The sequence below is a fragment of the Lentzea sp. NPDC036949 genome (assembly GCF_055608075.1).
Genome location: NZ_JBVJRA010000008.1, coordinates 367,676 through 387,671, shown reverse-complemented (window position 1 = coordinate 387,671; position 19,996 = coordinate 367,676). Strand labels below are relative to the sequence as shown.

Sequence of the window (19,996 nt, the reverse complement as noted above, 5' to 3'; positions counted from 1 at the left end):
CCCGATTCTACGAGCGGTTACCGTGTGGCCGTGCCGCGTCGCAACAGCCCCAAGCCAGAAGAGCACCGTCCGCTGGGCGGCGGTGTCGGCTGGGCGCGCTCCGAACGGGGTCCCGACGGCGAGGACTACCTGGTGCGCGCCATCTCCGGCACGCAGGCCCAGAAGACCTACCGCTGCCCCGGCTGCGACCACGAGATCCGCCCCGGCACCCCGCACGTGGTGGCGTGGCCCGCGCACGAGGCGGGCTCCGCGGAGGAACGCCGCCACTGGCACCAGGGCTGCTGGGACTCGCGCGGCCGGCGCGGACCGACCACGCGCCGCTTCTAGAGCCCCACCTGGACCCGCCACCGCTCCAGCCGCGCGCGGAACTCGTCCGGCTGCTCGACCGGCGGCAGGTGCCCCGCGTCCTCGATCCGTTCGCTGGTGCTGCGCTTCAACGTGACCGCGAGCTTCGCGGCGACGTCCGGCGGCGTGAGCCGGTCGTGCTCACCGACCAGCACCAGCGACGGCACGTCCAGCGACTCCAGCACCTCGGTCGAGTCCGGCCGCTGCGCCATCGCGCGCTGCCACCAGGCCACGTCCTCCGCGCTCTGGTCGAGGACCATGGCCCTGGTCAGCGCCTTCGCCTCGGCCGACGCACCCGGCCCGAGCAGGTTCGGCAGCATCGCGTCGGCGAGCCAGTCGCCGACGCCCTCCCGTTCGACCCGCTCGGCCATCGCGTACCGGTTCGCGGCCGCCTCCTCGGTGTCCGCGGTGTGCTTGGTGTCGACGAAGACCAGGCCCTTGACCCGTTCCGGCGCGATCCGCAGCAACGCCATCGCCACGTACCCGCCCATCGAGCACCCGCCGAGCAGGAACCGGTCGAGGTCGTCGAGCCCGGCGAGCACTCCCTCGGCGAGCGTCGTCAGGTCCGGCTCACCGGCCCCGCGCAACGACGGCGTCCGCGCCCCCGGCACGTCCCACATGCGCGCGTCGAGCGGAAAGGCGTGCAACAGCACGAGGTCATCCATCGGTCCACTCCGGAGCCAGCACCGACCACACCTCCATGTCGTGACGCACACCGCGGTAGAGGTAGTGCTCCCGCAGCACGCCGTCCCTCCTCATGCCCAGCCGCCGCGCCACCGCGATGCTCGGCGCGTTGGCCGACGACACCAACCACTCAACCCGATGCACACCCCGCTCGCGAATCGCCCAGTCGACCACCAGCCGCGCGGCCCGCGTGACCAGCCCCCTGCCCGCGGCCGACGGCTCCAGCCAGCACCCGGCCTCGGCGGTGCCCTGCCGCAGGTCCATGACCCGGAACAACACCCCGCCGACCAGCTGCCCGTCGAGCCAGATGCCGTAGATGCGGCCGGAGTCGGTCTTCGCCTTCTCCGCGTACCCGGTCAGGTAACCCCGCGCCGCCTCCACGTCCGGCACGGCGTCGGGCAGCGCGATGTACCGCCCGATGAACTCGCGCCCGCGCTCGATGTTCGCGAAGAACTCCGGCGCGTGCCACGGCTCCAACGGCCGCAGCTCGGCGCCGTCGTCGCCCAGTGACCTGCTGAACATCCCCGTCTCCCCAGCGTCAAGATCAGTCTGCGGGGGACGGTACCTCGCGGGTGGGTGGCGGCAGGGCGGTTCGGCGGCGAGCTGTGCGGCGGGTGGCAGGAGCGGCACGCGCCAAGCACGGCGCCTCCGGCACGGCAGGGCGCGGCGACGCGGCACGGCTCGGCGGAACGGCGCGACACGGCGGCACGACGGGGCACGCGGCACGGCACGGCGGCACGTCAGGGCACGGCGGCACGTCAGGGCACGGCGGCACGTCAGGGCACGGCGGCACGTCAGGGCACGGCGGCACGTCAGGGCACGGCGGCGCGTCAGCGCGGCACGGTGCGTTGGGCCGAGCGCGGCGAGCTCGGCCTGCGCAACAAACCGCAGCCGCCAACCGTCCCCGGATCGAACGCGGCGACGCCGACCGTCGCCAGCCGGCCTCGTTCGCCTCCGACCGCCCTTGCTCGCCTCAGCCGACCGCAGCCCTCCCTGCCCCCGCCAGCCCTACCCGGCCCGAGCCGACCGCAGCCGACCGCAGCGTTGCCGTCCCGCCAGCCCCACCCCACCCCGCGCCGCCCGAGCCAGCCTCACCTGGCCCGAGCCGCCCACAGCCGTCCCGAGCCCGCCCGCAACCGTCCCAAGCCGCCCACAGCCGTCCCGAGTCGTCCCCCGCCGTCCCTCGTCCCTCAGTCGTCGAAGCCCCTCTCCGCCAGCTCCTCGATCCGCCGCACCGCCTCCCGCGCGTCCTTTCCCGTCGCCACCACCGTGATCGACGAGCCGCCCGGCGCGCTCAGGCCCATCAGCCCCAGCACGCTGGCCGCGTTCGCCTCCTCGCCGCCATGGCGCACGACCACGTCGGCGTCGAGCTCCGCGACCGTGCGCGACAGCAGGGCGGCCGGGCGGGCGTGCAGGCCGACCTCGTTCGTCAGCAGCACGTCGGCCGACACCTCGTCGGACACCAGGTGCAGTGCCGGGCGGGACGGGGTTGCGGCGGGGGTGTCGCCGGAGGCGCCCTCGGCCGAGGCGGCGACGTCCGCCAGGGAGGCGCCGCCCTGGGCCGTGACCGCCGCCGCGACCGCTCCCTCCACCAGGGGTGCGTCCACCACCGCGTAGCGGCTCGGGTCGTCGGCGGACTCCACGGCCATCTCGGCGGTCATCTTGGCGCTGCCCAGGTCGTACAGCACCACCACGCCCGAGCCGGAGTCCGCGTCGGACAGGGCCTCGACCACCGCGCCGTAGTCGGTGCCCAGGCCGCCCTCCTCCGTGCCGCCCACGGGCACCACCGCCACGTCCGGCGCCATCTGCGCGGCCAGCTCCGCCACGCCGTTCGCCAGCATGTCGCTGTGCGAGACGACCACGAGTCCGACCCGCGCCACCGAGGCCGCCGTCACGACTTGGCCGCCGCGTCCGCGAAGGCGCGCAGCAGCAGCGCCGTCGAACGGGCACCGGGGTCGAGGTGCCCGGCGCTGCGCTCGCCCAGGTAGGACGCGCGGCCCTTGCGCGCCACCATCGGCACCGTCGACTCGGCGCCCGCCTCGGCGGCGTCGGCGGCCGCGCTCAGCACCGCCGCGACCGACCCGCTGCCGGCCGTGGCCGCCGCGGTGACAGCGGGGGTCAGCGCGTCGACCATCGTCTTGTCGCCCACCGCCGCCTTGCCGCGGGCGAGCACGCCGTCCAGCGCGCCCTGCAACGCCCGCGCCAGCAGCTCGCCGTCCAGCTCCTCGGCCTCCCCCACCGCGGTGGAGGCGCGCAGGAACGCCGTGCCGTACAGGGGGCCGGCCGCGCCGCCCACCGTCGAGATCAGCGTGGTGGCGGCCAGCTTCAGGACCTTGCCCGGTGTCGCGGGCGGGTCGGCCTCCAGCTTGGACACCAGCGCGGTGAACCCGCGGCGCATGTTCTCGCCGTGATCGGCGTCGCCGATCGCCTGGTCCAGCCGCACCAGCTCGTCGCGGTGCTCCTGCACGACGGCGGCGGCCAGGCGCAGCGCCGCCACCACGTCCGAGGCCGTGCACCCCATGTCAGACCCCCCACCGCAGCGCAGCGGTGTGCACGGGCGCGTCCCACAGCTCCACCAGCTCGTCGTCGAGCTTGAGCAGCGTGAGGCTCATGCCCTGCATCTCCAGACTGGTGATGTACGGGCCGACGAGGCTGCGTTCCACCGTGATCCCCCTGTCTGCCAACGACTGCTCCGCGATGCCGTGCGCCAGGTACAGCTCGATCAACGGCGTGCCGCCCATGCCGTTCGTGAACAGCAGGACCCGGTCGCCGGAGCCGAACGGCAGGTCGGCCACGATCGGGTCGAGCAGCGCGGCCACCATCTCGGTGGCCGAGCCGACCGGCACCCGCCGGCGGCCTGGCTCGCCGTGGATGCCGATGCCGATCTCCATCTCGTCATCGGCCAGCTCGAAGCTCGGCGTGCCGACGTGCGGCACCGTGCACGAGGTCAGCGCGAGCCCCATCGACCGCACCGACCCGATCACCCGCCGCGCCAGCGCCTCGCACGCGGCCAGGTCGTCGCCGCGCTCGGCCGCCGCCCCGACGATCTTCTCCAGCAGCACGGTCCCGCCGACACCGCGCCGTCCCGCCGTGTAGAGCGAGTCCTGCACCGCCACGTCGTCGTCGACCACCACCGACCGCACCTCGGACTCGGCCAGCTCGCCGGCCATCTCGAAGTTCATGACGTCGCCGGTGTAGTTCTTCACCAGCAGCAACGCCCCGGCACCGCCGTCGGTCGCCGCGACCGCCGCGGCGACCTGGTCGGGCGTCGGGGACGTGAAGACGGCACCCGGACAGGCCGCGTCGAGCATCCCGCGCCCGACGAACCCGCCGTGCAGCGGCTCGTGGCCCGACCCGCCTCCGGAGATGATCGCGACCTTGCCCCGCACGGGCGCGTCCGCCCGCGTGATGACGGCCGGGTCGTACTGGACCGACAACAGCCCGGGATGGGCGGCCCGCATCCCCCGCAGTGCGTCCCGCACCACGGTCTCCGGATCATCGATGATCTTCTTCATCCCACACCCTCCCGATCGGCGGTGACCGTGTTCCTTCTTACTCCGAGGGTCTGACACTCGGAACGGGATACCGTCCCGATGTACGTTAGGTTGCCCTAATTCCCGCAGGTCAGCGTCACTGCTCGTAGTGGAGGAACAACGTCGTGTCGAAGAGAGCAGCGCTGCTCGTCGCAGTGGCCCTCGCGGTCACCGGCTGCAGCTCCAGCACGCCCGACCAGCCGTCCGTGGCCCAGGGGGGCTCCGACTTCGGCAAGGCGACCCAGCTGAGCGACGGCTTCGGCACCACGGCGAAGCCCGGCGAGTTCCCCAGGACGGTCAAGCACGCCATGGGCGAGACCACGCTGGAGAAGAAGCCGGAGCGGGTCGTCGTCCTCGACACCGGCGAGCTCGACAACGTCGCCGCGCTCGGCATCAAGCCGGTCGGCATCGCCTACACCGACGGCTCGCCCACCATGCCGTCCTACATCGGTGAGAAGGGCGGCACGCCGGAGAACGTCGGCGCGATCAACAACCTCAACCTCGAAGCGATCACGAAGCTGAACCCGGACCTGATCCTGGGCTCGAAGCTGCGCGCGGAGGCGCTGTACCCGAAGCTCTCCGCCATCGCCCCCACCGTCTTCGCGGTGCGCCCCGGCTACGTGTGGAAGGAGAACTTCCTCCTCAACGCGGCCGCGCTCGACCGCCAGGCGGACGCCGCGAAGATGCTGGAGGACTACACGAACAAGGCCACCGAGACCGGCACCGCGATCGAGCAGAAGCTGGGCGTGCGCCCGACGGTGACGGCGCTGCGCTTCATGCCGGGCAAGATCCGCCTGTACGCCAAGAAGTCGTTCATCGGCACGATCCTGATCGACGCCAAGCTCCCGCAGCCGTCGCCGTCGCAGGTGGACGACCTCGCCGCCGAGGTGAGCGCGGAGCAGATCAGCAAGGCCGACGCGGACCTGCTCCTCTACTCCACCTACGGCGACGCGGCCAAGACCGCGCAGGGCGACGTGCTCGGCGGCCCGCTGTGGAGCGGCCTGAACGCGGTCAAGGGCGGCAAGGCCAAGCCGGTCGCCGACGAGACCTACTTCCTCGGCCTCGGCGTGCTGGCCGCGAACGTGGTCCTCGACGACCTCAAGAAGCAGGCCGGCGCCTAGGAGCTCCCCTCGCGCGGGTGCTCTACCGGCCGAAGAGCATCCGCGCGAGGCGCAGCATCTGCTTGCCCGCCAGCGAGGACCGGTCGAACGTCGTCATGGTGAGCACGGCCTTGAACCGCTGCTTCGTCACGGCCTTGGCGTAGGCGAACTCGCGCAGCCCGTCCTCGCCGTGGATGCGCCCGAACCCGGAGTCGCCGACACCGCCGAACGGCAGCCCCGGCACCGCCGCGTAGGTCAGCACCGCGTTGACCGACACCATGCCGACCCGCAGCTCCCGCGCCAGCTCCTCGCCGCGCGCCTTGGAGAACACCGCCGCGCCCAGCCCGTACCGCGACTGGTTCGCGAGCCGCACGCCCTCCAGCGCGTTCGGCACCCGGTTGATCACGACCGTCGGCCCGAACGTCTCCTCGGTGACCGCCAGCGAGTCCTCCGGCACGTCGGCGAGCACCACCGGCTCGACGTACGGCGGCCGGATCGACTCCGGCCCGCCCACCAGGGCTTTGCCACCGCGGTCGAGCGCGTCCCGCACGTGCTCGCGGATGATCTCCACCTGCGACGGCATCGTGATCGGGCCGAGGTTCGCGTTCGGCTCGCCGCCGGGCTTGAGCTTGCGCGCCCGCTTCACGGCGATCTCGACGAACTCGTCGGCGACCTCCTCGGCCACGTAGACCCGCTCGACGCCCGCGCAGGTCTGGCCGGCGTTGGACACCGCGCCCCAGATCGCCGCCTCGGCCGCCGCGTGCAGGTCGGCGTCGACGTCGACGATCAGCGCGTCCTTGCCGCCGCACTCGACCAGCACCGGCGTCAGCGTCGTGGCGCACGCGGCCATGACCTTCTTGCCCGTGCGCGTGGACCCGGTGAAGGCGATCTTGTCGACCCCGGCGGCGCACAGCGCCGCACCGGTCTCACCGAAGCCCGTGACCACCTGGAACACCGGGAACTCCGGTACCGCCTCGGTGAACGTCGAGGCGAGGAACGTGCCCACGCCCGGCGTGAACTCCGACGGCTTGAACACCACGGCGTTGCCCGCGGCGAGCGCGTACGAGATGGAGCCCATCGGCGTGTGCGCCGGGTAGTTCCACGGCCCGATCACGCCGATCACGCCCAGCGGCCGGTACTCCAGCGACGCGGTGTGGTTGAACATCAGCAGGCCCGACGAGACCCTGCGCCTGCCCAGCACCCGGCCCGCGTGCCGGGCCGCCCAGTGCAGGTGGTCCATGACCAGCGTGATCTCCAGGCGCGAGTCGTCGGCGGGCTTGCCGGTCTCCGCGCTGATCAGCGAGATGAACTCGTCCGAGCGCTGCGAGAGGATCTTGCGCCAGGCGTCGAGCTTGGTCTTGCGGCCCTCGAAGCCCAGACCGGCCCACCACGCGGCGGCCTCGCGGGCGGAGGACACGGCGTCCTCGACCTCGGCCGCGGTGTGGATCGGGTGGTGCGCCACGACCTCGCCGGTGCGCGGGTCCAGTGAGGCGAACCGCCGCTGCTCACCATCGGCCGACAGTGCGCTGTCCGAAGCGGTCTGCGTCATGGGGCCCTCCGATACTCGCCAGTAACCTGACCCTAACGCGATCCAGGAGAACTTTCAGCCCCCGCCGGGCGGTGTCAGGTCCCGCAACGGTAGTGGTGCGCGTCACGCCCTGGGCAGCTTGGGGAGCACCGCCTTGGCGATCGCGGCGGCGACCTGGCAGCGGTCGAACTCCTTGTCCTTGACCCCCGCCGCGCTGAACAGCGCGATCTCGCCGTTGCCGCTGCCGGAGTCCCTGGTGCGCACGACGGTCAGGTCGCAGGTCGGGAACGGGCCGTCCTTGAAGACCGCGTAGCCCTTCACGCCACCGAGGTCGACCTCGGTCTGCTTGTCGTTGAACTTGAAGTCCGCGGGCACGCGCGTCGTCTTGAACTCCAGCTGCACCTGCGCGCTCTGACCGCTCCACGTGCACGAATGCAGCCCGAACGGCTGCGACCGCGGCGAGGCGCCCAGCGGGGTCGCCAGGTCGGCCTTCTCCACGACCGAGCAGGCGTCGACCTCGACCGGCGAGCCCTTCGGCGGGGTGTAGCGCTGCGGGTTGCCCTTGAGCTTGCGGATCGCGCCCTCGGCGATCTTGCGGCCGGGCTCGCACGGCTCCGCGCCGTCGTTGCCCGTGCCGATCTGCACGCGCACGGCCTGCGGCGGGTTCTCCTGCGTGATGACGGAGATGAAGCACGCCGAGCTGTTCAGCTTCTGCTCCACGCTCTTCAGGCCCGCGACCTGCTTGGTCGCCTTCTTCACCTCGGTGGAGAGCAGGGTGTAGCCGATGTCGAGGGTGACGTTGAGCGTCTTGCCCGACTTGTCCTTCATGTAGTTCGAGCAGCGGGTGTACGAGCTGCTGGAATAGCGCGACGGCGTGCCGACCGTCTCCAGCACGTCCTTGCCGATCACCGCGCACGGGTCGACCAGCCGCAGCCGCTCGGCCGCGAACGCCGGATCGGCCGGCTTGTCCGGCGGGACCGACGACCGGGTCGACGGGTCGGGCGCGTTCGTCTCCGCCGCGGCCTGGACGGTGCGGCGCGGCGACTGGGACTTCGCGAGCCCGGGACCGGTGGCGCACCCGGCCAGCAGCAGCGCGGTGGCGGCGAGCAGCGCCGTGGCACGAGAACGAAGCACGACGTGCACGTTAGCGACCTTTCCCCGGGTTCGTGGCGAGTACCCCGCGTTGCCGCCCGGCCGAGACCGTGGCCGAGGTCACCGTCCGCTTCGGGAACGATTCAGAAGCTCTGTGCGATGTACTTGGTGAAGACCCCGACCAAGAGGAGAGACGTGCTCAACCGAATTCGCCGCGCAGTCACCTGGATCGACGCGTGGACGATCGAGGCCTTCAACCCCGTGTACCCCGGTCGTCCCCGCTCATAGCTCCTTGAGCGGCTGCTTGTCCGTGTCCGCGAACTGAGGCCGCAGCATCGCCCACACGGCGAACAACGCCGAGATCACCACCATGGCGATGCCGGCCCACAGGTTGATGTTGACCCCTTCGGCCTTCTGCAGGTCCGCGTCCGTGGTGAACGCGAGGCCCATGACGACCAGTACGACGCCGTACAGGCCGAAGAGGAACGCGATGATGAGTCGCAGGTCGAACAACCTCATGACGGCCTCCCTCAGCCGAAGACGATGTAGAGAACGGCCGTCAGCGCCAGCACCCCACCGCCGAGCAGGGCGGGCGAGCGGTACCAGCCCGCGTCCTCGCCGGTGGTGGCGTGCGCGCGGTCCTCCTTGGGCGTGAGGCTGTAGACCAGCCCGACCAGCTCGCTGTCCGGCTTCGGCCGCGTGACCGTCGTGACCGCGACGCTCACGACGATGTCGACGACGAACGCGAGACCCGCGCCGAGGAAGCTCGAGCCCTGGCCCGGCAGCTCCAGCAGCTCGATGCCGAACGACGGCTCCGAGACCACGTAGATGAAGATCGCCGTGAACGTGCCGGCGAGCAGACCGACCCAGCCGGCGGTCGGCGTCATCCGCTTCCAGAACATGCCGAGGATGAACGTCGCGAACAGCGGCGCGTTGAAGAACGAGAACAGCGCCTGGATGTAGTCCATGATGTTGGACCCGCCGAGCGCGGCCGCGATGAACGCCGTGCCGATCGCGAGCACGCACGCCCCGACCGTGGCGAGCCGCCCGATCCGCAGGTAGTACTCGTCCGGCCGGTCCTTCTTGACGTAGTCCTGCCACAGGTCGTAGGTGAAGACCGTGTTGAACGAGCTGACGTTCGCCGCGACACCGGCCATGAAGCTGGCCAGCAGACCCGTGATCGCGACACCGAGGATGCCGTTGGGCAGCAGGTCGCGCATCAGCAGCGGCAGCACGTTGTTGTAGACCACGCCACTGCTCGTGTCGCCGGCCTTGAGCTGCGCCATCTCCGGCACGACCACCGCGGCGATGATGCCGGGGATGATGATGATCGCGGGGATGAGCGCCTTCGGGTACGCACCGATGATCGGCGTGCGCTTGGCCGCCGACATCGACTTCGCGCTCATCGCGCGCTGCACCTCGGCGAAGTTCGTCGTCCAGTAGCCGAACGACAACACGAACCCAAGACCGAACACGAGCCCGATGACACTCCACACGGGACTGTTGATGCCGGTCAGCTCCGTGGCGGGCCACGCGGACAGCTGCTCCTGGTCGGTCACCTTGTCGACCAGCCCCTGCCAGCCGCCGACCTTGATGAGGCCGAGGATCGTGATCGGCGCGAGCGCGGCCACGATCACGAAGAACTGCAGCACCTCGTTGTAGATGGCGGCACTGAGCCCGCCCAGCGTCGTGTACGCCAGCACCACGAGCGCCGCGACGCAGATCGAGACCGGCAACGGCCACCCGAGCAGCGCCTCGACGATCACCGCGAGGGCGAACAGGTTGATGCCCGCGATCAGCACCTGCGCGACGGCGAAGCTGATGGCGTTGACGAGGTGCGCGGGCTTGCCGAACCGGCGGCGCATGAACTCGGGAACGCTGCGCACCTTCGAGCCGTAGTAGAACGGCATCATCACCAGACCGAGGAACACCATCGCGGGGATGGCGCCGATCCAGTAGTAGTGCACGGTCGCCATGCCGTACTGCGCACCGTTGGCGGTCATGCCCATCAGCTCAAGGGCACCGAGGTTCGCGCTGATGAACGCGAGCCCGGTGACCCACGCCGGCAGCGACCGCCCGGACAGCAGGAAGTCGAGGCTGGAGGAGACGGACCGGCGGGCCATCAGGCCGATGCCGAGCACGACGACGAAGTAGATGACGAGCAACGCGTAGTCGATCGGTCCCGCGTCGAGCCGCAGGTCCGCCTCGGCCATCACCGACACCGTCCACCTCCCAAACTTCGACAAAGTCGAACATCAACGACCAGGAGAGGACAGCACTCCAGGTGCGCGACGTCTTACCCCGCGTACGTGGACACCAAACCACGTGGTGATCCACAACGCTCGCCGAAGCCGATCGGACCGGAGGAACCGGACAAAAAACGAACCCCGCACCCTGACGAGGCGGGGTTCGCGCCGTCCGGGGCCGGTCAGAACAGGCGGAACTCGTCCGGTTCGATCCCGCGCAGCGCGTCGTAGTCGAGCACCACGCACCGGATGCCGCGGTCCTCGGCCAGCACCCGCGCCTGCGGCTTGATCTGCTGCGCGGCGAACACGCCCCGCACGGGCGCGAGCAGCGGGTCGCGGTTGAGCAGCTCCAGGTACCGGGTCAGCTGCTCGACGCCGTCGATGTCACCGCGGCGCTTGATCTCCACGGCCACGGACGCGCCGGCGCCGTCGCGGCACATCAGGTCCACCGGGCCGATGGCGGTCGGGAACTCGCGGCGCACCAGCGAGTAGCCCTCGCCGAGGGTGGTGACGTGCTCGGCGAGCAGCTTCTGCAGGTCGGCCTCGACGCCGTCCTTCTGCAGGCCGGGCTCCGGGCCGAGCTCGTGCTTGGAGTCGTGCAGCACCTCTTCGAGGGTGATGATCAGCTTCTCCCCCGCCTTGTTCTGCACGGTCCAGATGTCCGGGTCCTCGATGAGCCAGCACGGCGGGCTCATCCAGTTCAACGGCTTGTAGGCGCGGTCGTCGGAGTGGATCGACACCGAGCCGTCGGCCTTGATGAGCAGCAGTCGCTGGGCCATCGGCAGATGAGCGGTGAGTCGTCCGACGTAGTCGACCTTGCAGCGAGCGATGACGAGACGCACCGCGACAGGCTACGGGGTGCGGCCGCGGACGGGTCGTTAGGTACGGTCCGTGCCGTGGAAAGCCTCGGCACCCGTCAGGTGTACGCAAACCCGTGGATGACCGTTCGCGAGGACGCGATCCGGCGCGCGGACGGCACACAGGGCATCTACGGCGTGGTCGACAAGCCGGACTTCGCGCTGGTCATCCCCCTCGACGGGGAACGCGTGCGGCTCGTCGAGCAGTACCGCTACCCGATCGGGCTGCGGCGGTGGGAGTTCCCGCAGGGCACCGCCCCCGACCGGGCCGACACCGACCCGCTCGCGCTCGCCGCGCGGGAGCTGCGGGAGGAGACCGGGCTGCGGGCCGGGAAGCTCGTCGCGCTCGGGCTGCTGGACGTGGCGCCGGGCATGTCGTCGCAACGCGGCCGGGTGTTCCTGGCAACGGACCTGGTCGAGGGGTTCCACGAGCGCGAGCCCGAGGAGCAGGACATGCGCTCGGCGTGGTTCGCCCGCGCGGACTTCGAGAAGATGATCACCAGGGGCGAGATCACCGACGCGCAGTCGATCGCCGCCTACACGCTCCTGCTGCTGCACGAGCACGCTCAGCCCTGAAAGGCCGCGCGGTAGGCGTTCGGTGAGGTGCCGGCGACCCGTTTGAAGCGGTCGCGGAACGCCGTGGCCGACCCGAAGCCCACCCGGCTCGCGATCAGCTCCACCGGGTGCCTCGTCGTCTCCAGCAGGTGCTGCGCCCGGCGGATCCGGGCCCGGTGCAGCCACTGCAGCGGTGTCGTGCCGGTCTGCTCGCGGAACCGCCGGTTCAACGTGCGCGTGCTCATCCCGGCGTGGTCCGCGATGCCGGCCAGGGTCAGGTCGGGCTCGGCGTTGGTCTCCAGCCACCGCAGCAGCGGTTCGAGCTCGGCACCCCGCGGCGCCGCCGGTGGCGTCACGATGAACTGCGCCTGCCCGCCCTCGCGTTCCAGCGGCATCACGGACAGCCGTGCCGCGTCGGCCGCCGCCGCGGACCCGTGGTCGCGCCGGATCAGGTGCAGGCACAGGTCGAGCCCGGCCGCGGCGCCCGCGGAGGTCAGGAACTGCCCGTTGTCGACGTAGAGCACGTCCGGGTCGACGTCCACGGCGGGGAACCGCGCCGCCAGCTCGTCGGCGGCCAGCCAGTGCGTGGTGGCGCGCACCCCGTCCAGCAGGCCGGTCGCCGCGAACACGAACGCACCGGAGCAGATCGACGCGATCCGGGTGCCGCGAGCGGCCGCCGCCCGCACCGCCCGCACCACCCCGTGCGGCACCACCAGGTCCGCCGCGTGCCCTGGGAGGATGATCGTGTCCACTTCGGACAGCAGCTCCAGGCCGTGCGGCACCTTCAGCTCGAACAGCTCGGAGCGAACCGTCCTCTTCGGACCGCAGAGCCGCACCCGGTAGTGCCCGGTTCGGCTGAACGCCTCGATCGGCACCGCGAAGTCGAACGGGATGACGCTGTCCATCACCAGTACGGCCACCTCGTGCATGCCCCCACCGTAGCTGGCGAGAATCCGTTGGAACATGGCATTCCAGCCACTCCCCCGCCACTCGTCCCGCTCCTACGGTTTCGATCAACGGACCAGTGAGGAGCGGTGGAGTGAAAGCGCAAGTGGTGTTGTTCGACGGTTTCGACCCGTTGGACGCGATCGGCCCGTACGAGACGCTGAACGCCGGCGGGGTGGACGTCGAGCTGGTGTCCGCGGAAGGCCCGCGCGAGGTGCCGAGCGGCTTGCGCCCGTCCCTCGCGGCGACCGCCCGGCTGGACCCGGAGGACACCGATCTCGTCGTCGTCCCCGGCGCTGCGGCCGGCACCGAGGACGAGATCCTCGCGTTGCTGGGCAAGGCCGCCGCGACGCTGAAAGCACCGCTCCAGCGGGCCCTCGACCGCGAGGGCCTGACGGTGGCGACCGTGTGCGGCGGTTCGCTGGTGCTCGCGATGGCCGGTCTGATCACCGGCCGCACCGCCACGACCAACCACCTCGGCCTGCACGCGCTGGAGTCGATGGGCGTGCACGCGGTCCGCACCCGCCTCGTCGACGACGGCGACCTGGTCACCGCCGCCGGCGTCACCTCGGGCGTCGACCTCGGCCTCTACCTGGTCGAACGCGAGATCGGCGCGCGCAAGGCCGTCGAGCTGGAGACCCTCTTCGCCCACGAGCGCCGCGGCACGGTGTGGAGCGCGGCATGAGCAAGCTGTTCCTCTCGCTGCACGTCCTCGCGGCCATCGTCGCGATCGGCCCGGTCACCGTGGCCGCCAGCATGTTCCCCAGGGCCGTCACCACGAGTGGCAACGCCGCGCTGCTGCACCGGATCTGCCGCGTCTACGCGCTGGTCGGCATCTCGGTGCCGGCCCTCGGGTTCGCGACGGCGGGCGTGATGGGCGTGACCGGCCACCCCTGGGTGGTCGTGTCGATCGCGCTCACCACCGCCGCCGCGTTCGTGCTGGCGCTGAAGGTGATCCCCGGTCAGGAACAGGCGCTCCGGACCGGGGACGCCGAGCACCTGGCCATGTACACCGGGATCTTCAACCTGCTGTGGGCGACCGTCACCGTGCTCATGGTCCTGCGCCCCGGTTCCACCACCGGTGCCTAGCGCGACGCCACCGGCCGCACCACGATCTCGTTGACGTCGACGGAGTCGGGCTGCGCGACGGCGTAGGCGATGGCCTCACCGATCGCCGACGGGGGCAGCGCGCCCGCCCGGTAGTCCTGCATCAGGTCCGCCGCGTACTGCTCGGTGATGGTGTCCGCGAGCTCGGACTCGGTGACACCGGGCGAGATCACGGTGACCCGCAGGTCGTCGCGCTCCTGCCGCAGCCCCTCGGACAACGCCCACACCGCGTGCTTCGTCGCGCAGTACACGGCGGCGGTCGGCATGACCATGTGCGCGCCGATCGAGGCCACGTTCACGACGTGACCGCCGCCGGTGAACCGGGGCAGCACGGCCGCGATGCCGTTCAGCACGCCCTTGACGTTCACGTCGACCATGCGGTCCCACTCGTCGACCTTCAGGGAGTCCATGAGCGACAACGGCATCACGCCCGCGTTGTTCACGAGGACGTCGACCCGCCCGTACCGCTCGACCGCCGCGTCCACGAAGGACTGGAACGACTCCCGCGAGGTCACGTCCAGCTCCCGGTAGCCGCCACCGGTCTCCTCGGCCAGCGCGGCCAGCCGGTCGACCCGCCGGGCACCGAGGAACACTCGGTGCCCGGCCTTGGCCAGGACGCGGGCCGTCGCCTCGCCGATGCCGCTGGACGCTCCACTGATCACCACAACTTTGCTCATGGCCACCACGATCGGCTGGAGGAGCCGAGCCGGCCAGGACACCGTCTCCCCAGGAGTGCCACACCCAGGCAACAGCTCCAGGCCCGCACTAACCTCGCAGACGTGCTCGGTGAGTTCCTGAAAGCCCATCGCGCCCGCGTCAACCCGGAGGACGCGGGCCTGCCCTCGCACACCCAGCGCAAGGTCAAGGGCCTGCGCCGCGAGGAGGTCGCGGTGCTCGCCGGGGTGAGCGCCGACTACTACGCCCGGCTCGAACAGGGCCGTGAGACCAACCCCTCGGCGCAGGTCCTCGACGCCCTGAGCCGTGCGCTGCGGCTCGACCCGGACGCCCGTTCCCACCTGCACCGCCTGGCCGGTGTCGTCGCGGACGAGGGGCACTCGACCGACAAGGTCAGCCCCGAGCTGCGGCAGCTCATCAGCGGCATGCACGACATGCCGGCGTTCGTGATGAGCTCCTACCTCGACATCCTCGCGACGAACGCCCTGGCCGACGCCCTGTACGAGCCGTTCACCCCCGCCGACAACCTGGCCAGGATGGCGTTCCTCGACCCGGCCGCCCCGAGCTTCTACCCGCGCTGGAACTGGGTCGCGCAGAGCACGGTCGGCAACCTGCGGCTGACGGCGGACCCGAAGTCCGCGCGGCTGGCGCGGATGGTTGCGGCGCTGCGCCGCAACCCGGTGTTCGAGGAGCTCTGGGAGCACCACGAGGTGCGCGGGAAGACCCAGGACGCCAAGGACTTCGTGCACCCGGCGGTCGGTCCGCTCCGGCTGACCTACCACTCGTTCGACGTCCGCGAGGCCCCCGGCCAGTTCCTCGTGATCTACCAGGCGGAACCGGGCCCGAACGCGGACGCGCTGAGGCTGCTCGCGACTAGTCGGGCCACACGGGCTGCCGCTTCTCCAGGAACGACGCCCGCCCCTCCGTGGCCGACGGGGACTGCGACGTCTCGGCCATGACCGCCAGCGCGATCTCGTAGGCGTCGGCCTCCGGCCGGTCCAGCTGCGCGTAGACGGTCCGCTTGCCCACGGCCTTCGACGCGCGGCTGCCCCGCGTCGCCCGCGCCAGCAGGTCGTCGACCTCGGCGTCGAGCGCGTCGGCCGGCACCGCGCGGTTGACCAGGCCCCACTCCGCGGCGGTGGCCGCGTCGACCACGTCGCCGGTGAGCACCAGCTCCATCAACCGCTTGCGCCCGATCGACCGCGCCACCGGCACCGCGGGCGTGTGGCAGAACCAGCCGGCCTTGCCGCCGGGCAGCGAGAACCCGGCCGTGTCCGCCGCGACCGCGAGGTCGCACGACGCCACCAGCTGGCACCCGGCCGCGGTCGCCAGTCCCTGCACGCGTGCGATCACCACCTGCGGCACGGCCTGGATGGTCTTCATCAGCACCGTGCACAGCTCCAGCAGCAGCCGCACGCCCTCTTCGTCACGCGCGTGCACGTCCGCGAAGTCGTGACCCGCCGAGAACACCGGCCCCTCGGCCGCCAGCACGATCCCGGCCGCGTCGGACGCACCGGCCTCGCGGAACGCCTCCAGCAGCTCGGTCAGGTGCTCGGCGGACAGCGCGTTGCGCTTGGCCGCGCGGTTCATCGTGATCCGGACTACCGACCCATCGCGCGCAACATCGACCATCCAGCGAATCTAAGGCCCTAGGCCAGCGAGTGCACCTCGCGGATCACGGTGACGATCTCGTCCATGATCTCGGTCAGCTCGTAGTCCTTCGGCGTGAACACCCGTGCCACGCCGCGCTCGTGCAGCTTGGCCGCGTCGTCGGGCGGGATGATGCCGCCGACGATCACCGGGATGTCCCCGGCACCGGCCGCGCGCAGCCCGTCGACCACCGCGGGCACGACCTCCAGGTGCGACCCGGACAGGATCGACAGGCCCACGACGTGCACGTCCTCCTGCACCGCGGCCGCCACGATCTGCGCCGGCGTCAGGCGGATGCCCTGGTAGACGACCTCGAAGCCGACGTCGCGGGCGCGCACGGCGACCTGCTCGGCACCGTTGGAGTGCCCGTCGAGACCCGGCTTGCCGACCAGCATGCGCAGCCGTTCGCCGACCTCCTCGCCGGTCGACCGCACCCGGTCGCGCACCCGTGCGATCTCCGAGCCCGCCTCACCGGAGGCGGAGGCGGCGGAGACACCCGTGGGCGCCCGGTACTCGCCGAACGTCTCGCGCAGCGCCTGCGACCACTCGCCGGTCGTCACCCCGGCACGTGCACAGGCCAGCGTCACCTCGACGAGGTTCCGGTCGGTCTTCGCCGCTTCGCGCAACGCGTCCAGCGCCGCCTCGACCGCGGTGTTGTCACGGGAAGCACGCCACTGCCGGACCGCCTCGACGGCGTGCATCTCGACGACCGGGTCGATGGTCTCGATGGCGTTCGCGCCCTCGGCCTGAAGCGGCGACGGCTCGGTCGTGTCGAACCTGTTGACGCCGACGACGACCTCCTCGCCGGACTCGACGCGCCGGCGCCGGTCGGCGAGCGACGACACGAGCTGCGACTTCATGTAGCCGGACTCGACGGCTGCGACGGCACCGCCCATCGCCTGCACGCGGTCGATCTCCTCGCGCGCACCGGCGAGGATCTCGTCCACCTTCGCCTCGATGACGGGCGAGCCGTCGAAGATGTCCTCGTACTCCAGCAGGTCCGTCTCGTAGGCGAGGACCTGCTGCATGCGCAACGCCCACTGCTGGTCCCACGGCCGCGGCAGGCCCAAGGCCTCGTTCCACGCCGGCAGCTGGATCGCGCGGGCGCGGGCGTTGCGGGACAACGACACCGCGAGCATCTCCAGCACGATGCGCTGGACGTTGTTCTCCGGCTGCGCCTCGGTGAGCCCGAGCGAGTTGACCTGCACGCCGTAGCGGAACCGGCGGTGCTTGGGGTTCTGCACGCCGTAGCGCTCCAGCGTGATCTCGTCCCAGAGCTGGGCGAACGCGCGCATCTTGCACATCTCCTCGATGAACCGCACACCGGCGTTCACGAAGAAGGAGATGCGGGCGACGACGTCACCGAACTTCTCCTGCGGCACCTGGCCGGAGTCGCGCACGGAGTCGAGGACCGCGATCGCCGTGCACATCGCGTACGCGACCTCCTGCGCCGGCGTCGCGCCGACCTCCTGGAGGTGGTAGCTGCAGATGTTGATCGGGTTCCACCTGGGCACGTTCGACACGGTCCACGCGACCATGTCGGTGATCAGCCGCAGCGACGGTCCCGGCGGGAACACGTACGTGCCGCGGGACAGGTACTCCTTGATGATGTCGTTCTGCGTCGTGCCGGCCAGCGCGGCCGGGTCCGCGCCCTGCTCCTCGGCCACGGTGACGTAGAGCGCGAGCAGCCACATGGCCGTCGCGTTGATCGTCATCGACGTGTTGGCGCCGCCGAGCGGGATCTGGTCGAAGAGCTGCCGCATGTCGCCGATGTGGCTGACGGGCACGCCGACCTTGCCGACCTCGCCCTTCGCGAGCTCGTCGTCGGGGTCGTAGCCGGTCTGCGTGGGCAGGTCGAACGCGACCGACAGGCCGGTCTGCCCCTTCGCGAGGTTCCGCCGGTAGAGGGCGTTGGACGCCGCGGCCGAGGAGTGACCCGCGTACGTGCGCATCACCCAGGGGCGGTCGCGTTCACGGTCAGCTGGGTACGGCACAGCACCTCCCACAACGTCGTTGTCCGGAGCGTACTGGCCGGTAACCAGAGCTGCGCGTGCGCTTGCTCACTGAATCGTGACCAAAAAGAGCATGATGGAGAGGTGACGGGGATCTACCAGACCGTGGTCGTCTTCGCGGCGCTCGGCCTGCTCGCGGTGCTGCTGCGCTACTTCGTGGGCAACGACAGGCGGCCGGTGCCGGACCTGGACGGCACGGACTTCGGGTTGCTCAGCGAGGTCGCCGTCGTGCCCACCGAGGAGGCCGCGAAGGTGCTCGTGCAGAAGCTCCGGCGCAACGGCGTGAAGGCCACGCGCTCGCGGAACGCGCCCTACCGGGTCATGGTGTGGCCCGCGGACGTCGCGAACGCGCGGCTCGTCCTGAAGTCGTGACCGGCGGTCAGCCGCTGACCCGCTCCACGTCGGCGCCGAGCTTGCGCAGGTTCTCCACGAACCCGGGGTAGCCGCGCTCGATGTGGAAGATCTCGTAGACCTCGGTGGCACCGTCCGCGCACAGACCGGCCAGCACCAGCCCCGCACCGGCCCGGATGTCGGAGGCCCACACCGGCGCGCTGGACAGCTTCTCGACCCCGCGGATGACCGCGTGGTGCCCGTCGGTGCGCGCGTCGGCGCCGAGCCGGATCATCTCGTCGATGAACCGGAACCGCGCCTCGAACAGGTTTTCCGTGATCATCGACGTGCCCTCGGACACCGCCGACAACGCGATGGCGAACGGCTGGTTGTCCGTGGCGAAGCCGGGGTAGGGCAGCGTCACGAAGTCGACCGCCTTCGGCCGCCCCTCCATGACCACTCGGAAGCCCTCGTCCTCGCCCTCGTAGACGGTCACCTCGGCGCCCGCCATCCGCAGCTTCTCCAGCACCAGGTCCAGGTGGTGCGGGTTCACGCCGCGCACCCGCACGTCACCGCGCGTCATGGCGGCGGCGAACCCCCACGTGGCACCGACGATCCGGTCGCCGATGACGCGGTGCTCGGTCGGCTTGAGCTCGGACACCCCGTGCACGGTCAGCGTGGACGTGCCGGCGCCCTCGATCTTCGCGCCCATCTGCGTGAGCATCAGGCAGAGGTCGACGATCTCCGGCTCGCGCGCGGCGTTGTCGATGACCGTGGTGCCGTTCGCGAGCACCGCCGCCATCAGGATGTTCTCGGTGGCCCCCATGCTGGGGAAGTCGAGCCAGATCTGCGCGCCGTGCAGCCCCTCGGCCTCGGCGACGATGCAGCCGTGCTCGATCCACGTCGTGGCGCCGAGCTTCTCCAGCCCGCTCTGGTGCATGTCGAGCGGCCGCGACCCGATCGCGTCCCCGCCCGGCAGCGCCACGACGGCGCGCTTGCACCGGCCGACGAGCGGCCCGAGCACGCAGATGCTGGCGCGCAGCTTGCCCATCGCCTCGGAGTCGGCGTGGTAGCTGAGCTCGGACGGCGTGGTGATCCTCGCCACGTCGCCTTCGAGCTCGACCTCGCACCCGAGGCTGCGCAGCGCGTCCGCCATCAGCGGCACGTCCAGGATGTCCGGGCAGTTGGTGAGGGTTGTGGTCCCCTCGGCCAGCAGGGCAGCCGCCATCAGCTTCAGGACGCTGTTCTTGGCGCCGACGACCTCGACCTCGCCGACCAGACGCGCGCCGCCGTGTACCCGGAAATGCTCGCTCACGCGGCAATCCTACGTACGGCCT

At 71.1% G+C, this 19,996-nt stretch carries 22 protein-coding genes; 7 read left to right on the top strand and 15 right to left on the bottom strand.

Annotated elements, in window-relative coordinates:
• Window positions 1–30 precede the first annotated feature (30 nt).
• Window positions 31–327, top strand: a complete 297-nt coding sequence (locus ACZ7CD_RS24585) for a hypothetical protein (protein ID WP_360395593.1) — start codon at window positions 31–33, stop codon at window positions 325–327.
• Here the strand turns inward: ACZ7CD_RS24585 and ACZ7CD_RS24580 are convergent.
• From ACZ7CD_RS24580 to dhaK, 5 genes are all read right to left on the bottom strand, one after another.
• Entirely contained in the window at window positions 324–1,010 is a 687-nt protein-coding gene (locus ACZ7CD_RS24580; protein ID WP_360395591.1) for an alpha/beta fold hydrolase, read from the bottom strand. The two genes, ACZ7CD_RS24585 and ACZ7CD_RS24580, sit on opposite strands and share 4 nt — an antisense overlap.
• Window positions 1,003–1,551, bottom strand: a complete 549-nt coding sequence (locus tag ACZ7CD_RS24575; protein WP_470379738.1) for a GNAT family N-acetyltransferase — start codon at window positions 1,549–1,551, stop codon at window positions 1,003–1,005. The genes ACZ7CD_RS24580 and ACZ7CD_RS24575 overlap by 8 nt, the downstream gene beginning before the upstream one ends.
• Before the next feature lie 668 nt (window positions 1,552–2,219).
• Entirely contained in the window at window positions 2,220–2,870 is a 651-nt protein-coding gene (gene dhaM / locus ACZ7CD_RS24570; RefSeq protein WP_458434321.1) for a dihydroxyacetone kinase phosphoryl donor subunit DhaM, read from the bottom strand.
• 50 nt (window positions 2,871–2,920) lie between these two features.
• Entirely contained in the window at window positions 2,921–3,550 is a 630-nt protein-coding gene (dhaL, locus tag ACZ7CD_RS24565) for a dihydroxyacetone kinase subunit DhaL (protein ID WP_458430504.1), read from the bottom strand.
• Window position 3,551: 1 nt separating this feature from the next.
• On the bottom strand, window positions 3,552–4,544 hold the full coding sequence (gene dhaK, locus ACZ7CD_RS24560; protein WP_470375177.1) for a dihydroxyacetone kinase subunit DhaK: 993 nt from the start codon (window positions 4,542–4,544) through the stop codon (window positions 3,552–3,554).
• A gap of 143 nt (window positions 4,545–4,687) precedes the next feature.
• On the opposite strand from dhaK, the gene ACZ7CD_RS24555 reads away from it, so the two are divergent.
• A complete protein-coding gene (locus ACZ7CD_RS24555; RefSeq protein WP_470379737.1) occupies window positions 4,688–5,683 on the top strand; it encodes an ABC transporter substrate-binding protein in 996 nt (331 codons plus the stop codon).
• Window positions 5,684–5,705: 22 nt separating this feature from the next.
• Here ACZ7CD_RS24555 and ACZ7CD_RS24550 read toward each other — a convergent pair whose 3' ends face one another.
• The 5 genes from ACZ7CD_RS24550 to nucS form a co-directional block, all read right to left on the bottom strand.
• Window positions 5,706–7,211: an aldehyde dehydrogenase family protein gene (locus ACZ7CD_RS24550; RefSeq protein ID WP_470375176.1), complete on the bottom strand. Its 1,506-nt coding sequence runs from the start codon at window positions 7,209–7,211 to the stop codon at window positions 5,706–5,708.
• 102 nt (window positions 7,212–7,313) lie between these two features.
• Window positions 7,314–8,324, bottom strand: a complete 1,011-nt coding sequence (locus ACZ7CD_RS24545) for a DUF3558 family protein (RefSeq protein WP_458430500.1) — start codon at window positions 8,322–8,324, stop codon at window positions 7,314–7,316.
• Between the two features lie 240 nt (window positions 8,325–8,564).
• Window positions 8,565–8,801: a hypothetical protein gene (locus ACZ7CD_RS24540; RefSeq protein WP_360395575.1), complete on the bottom strand. Its 237-nt coding sequence runs from the start codon at window positions 8,799–8,801 to the stop codon at window positions 8,565–8,567.
• 11 nt (window positions 8,802–8,812) lie between these two features.
• Complete coding sequence (locus tag ACZ7CD_RS24535) at window positions 8,813–10,504, bottom strand: sodium:solute symporter family protein (protein WP_360395573.1); 1,692 nt, start codon at window positions 10,502–10,504, stop codon at window positions 8,813–8,815.
• A gap of 206 nt (window positions 10,505–10,710) precedes the next feature.
• Entirely contained in the window at window positions 10,711–11,370 is a 660-nt protein-coding gene (gene nucS / locus ACZ7CD_RS24530) for an endonuclease NucS (RefSeq protein ID WP_360395571.1), read from the bottom strand.
• A gap of 96 nt (window positions 11,371–11,466) precedes the next feature.
• On the opposite strand from nucS, the gene ACZ7CD_RS24525 reads away from it, so the two are divergent.
• Window positions 11,467–11,961, top strand: coding sequence for an NUDIX hydrolase (locus ACZ7CD_RS24525; RefSeq protein WP_360395569.1), 495 nt, complete (start codon window positions 11,467–11,469; stop codon window positions 11,959–11,961).
• Here ACZ7CD_RS24525 and ACZ7CD_RS24520 read toward each other — a convergent pair.
• Complete coding sequence (locus ACZ7CD_RS24520) at window positions 11,952–12,869, bottom strand: GlxA family transcriptional regulator (protein WP_360395567.1); 918 nt, start codon at window positions 12,867–12,869, stop codon at window positions 11,952–11,954. The genes ACZ7CD_RS24525 and ACZ7CD_RS24520 overlap by 10 nt on opposite strands.
• Before the next feature lie 110 nt (window positions 12,870–12,979).
• On the opposite strand from ACZ7CD_RS24520, the gene ACZ7CD_RS24515 reads away from it, so the two are divergent.
• Both ACZ7CD_RS24515 and ACZ7CD_RS24510 read left to right on the top strand, forming a co-directional pair.
• The gene (locus ACZ7CD_RS24515) at window positions 12,980–13,570 is read left to right on the top strand and encodes a DJ-1/PfpI family protein (protein WP_470370273.1); all 591 of its coding nucleotides are present in this window, start codon (window positions 12,980–12,982) and stop codon (window positions 13,568–13,570) included.
• Window positions 13,567–13,974, top strand: a complete 408-nt coding sequence (locus ACZ7CD_RS24510) for a hypothetical protein (protein ID WP_360395563.1) — start codon at window positions 13,567–13,569, stop codon at window positions 13,972–13,974. The genes ACZ7CD_RS24515 and ACZ7CD_RS24510 overlap by 4 nt, the downstream gene beginning before the upstream one ends.
• Here the strand turns inward: ACZ7CD_RS24510 and ACZ7CD_RS24505 are convergent.
• On the bottom strand, window positions 13,971–14,669 hold the full coding sequence (locus ACZ7CD_RS24505; RefSeq protein WP_360395561.1) for an SDR family oxidoreductase: 699 nt from the start codon (window positions 14,667–14,669) through the stop codon (window positions 13,971–13,973). The genes ACZ7CD_RS24510 and ACZ7CD_RS24505 overlap by 4 nt on opposite strands.
• Before the next feature lie 102 nt (window positions 14,670–14,771).
• Here ACZ7CD_RS24505 and ACZ7CD_RS24500 point away from each other — a divergent pair, with 102 nt between their 5' ends.
• Window positions 14,772–15,626 carry a helix-turn-helix transcriptional regulator gene (locus ACZ7CD_RS24500; protein ID WP_360395559.1) on the top strand — a complete coding sequence of 285 codons (855 nt, stop codon included), beginning with the start codon at window positions 14,772–14,774 and terminating at the stop codon, window positions 15,624–15,626.
• Here ACZ7CD_RS24500 and ACZ7CD_RS24495 read toward each other — a convergent pair.
• Window positions 15,541–16,299 carry an enoyl-CoA hydratase-related protein gene (locus ACZ7CD_RS24495; protein ID WP_360395557.1) on the bottom strand — a complete coding sequence of 253 codons (759 nt, stop codon included), beginning with the start codon at window positions 16,297–16,299 and terminating at the stop codon, window positions 15,541–15,543. The two genes, ACZ7CD_RS24500 and ACZ7CD_RS24495, sit on opposite strands and share 86 nt — an antisense overlap.
• Before the next feature lie 17 nt (window positions 16,300–16,316).
• Complete coding sequence (locus ACZ7CD_RS24490; RefSeq protein ID WP_360395555.1) at window positions 16,317–18,311, bottom strand: protein meaA; 1,995 nt, start codon at window positions 18,309–18,311, stop codon at window positions 16,317–16,319.
• Between the two features lie 102 nt (window positions 18,312–18,413).
• On the opposite strand from ACZ7CD_RS24490, the gene ACZ7CD_RS24485 reads away from it, so the two are divergent.
• A complete protein-coding gene (locus ACZ7CD_RS24485; RefSeq protein WP_360395553.1) occupies window positions 18,414–18,701 on the top strand; it encodes a hypothetical protein in 288 nt (95 codons plus the stop codon).
• 7 nt (window positions 18,702–18,708) lie between these two features.
• Here the strand turns inward: ACZ7CD_RS24485 and murA are convergent, their stop codons facing one another.
• On the bottom strand, window positions 18,709–19,974 hold the full coding sequence (gene murA / locus ACZ7CD_RS24480) for a UDP-N-acetylglucosamine 1-carboxyvinyltransferase (RefSeq protein WP_360395552.1): 1,266 nt from the start codon (window positions 19,972–19,974) through the stop codon (window positions 18,709–18,711).
• Between the last annotated feature and the right edge of the window lie 22 nt (window positions 19,975–19,996).

Coding starts and splice junctions, on each gene's coding strand:
- ACZ7CD_RS24580 (WP_360395591.1), bottom strand. CDS start 1,010: ATGGATGACCTCGTGCTGTTGCACGCCTTTCCGCTCGACGCGCGCATG.
- ACZ7CD_RS24575 (WP_470379738.1), bottom strand. CDS start 1,551: ATGTTCAGCAGGTCACTGGGCGACGACGGCGCCGAGCTGCGGCCGTTG.
- dhaM (WP_458434321.1), bottom strand. CDS start 2,870: ATGCTGGCGAACGGCGTGGCGGAGCTGGCCGCGCAGATGGCGCCGGAC.
- dhaL (WP_458430504.1), bottom strand. CDS start 3,550: ATGGGGTGCACGGCCTCGGACGTGGTGGCGGCGCTGCGCCTGGCCGCC.
- dhaK (WP_470375177.1), bottom strand. CDS start 4,544: ATGAAGAAGATCATCGATGATCCGGAGACCGTGGTGCGGGACGCACTG.
- ACZ7CD_RS24550 (WP_470375176.1), bottom strand. CDS start 7,211: ATGACGCAGACCGCTTCGGACAGCGCACTGTCGGCCGATGGTGAGCAG.
- ACZ7CD_RS24540 (WP_360395575.1), bottom strand. CDS start 8,801: ATGAGGTTGTTCGACCTGCGACTCATCATCGCGTTCCTCTTCGGCCTG.
- ACZ7CD_RS24525 (WP_360395569.1), top strand. CDS start 11,467: ATGACCGTTCGCGAGGACGCGATCCGGCGCGCGGACGGCACACAGGGC.
- ACZ7CD_RS24520 (WP_360395567.1), bottom strand. CDS start 12,869: ATGCACGAGGTGGCCGTACTGGTGATGGACAGCGTCATCCCGTTCGAC.
- ACZ7CD_RS24510 (WP_360395563.1), top strand. CDS start 13,567: ATGAGCAAGCTGTTCCTCTCGCTGCACGTCCTCGCGGCCATCGTCGCG.
- ACZ7CD_RS24505 (WP_360395561.1), bottom strand. CDS start 14,669: ATGAGCAAAGTTGTGGTGATCAGTGGAGCGTCCAGCGGCATCGGCGAG.
- ACZ7CD_RS24495 (WP_360395557.1), bottom strand. CDS start 16,299: ATGGTCGATGTTGCGCGCGATGGGTCGGTAGTCCGGATCACGATGAAC.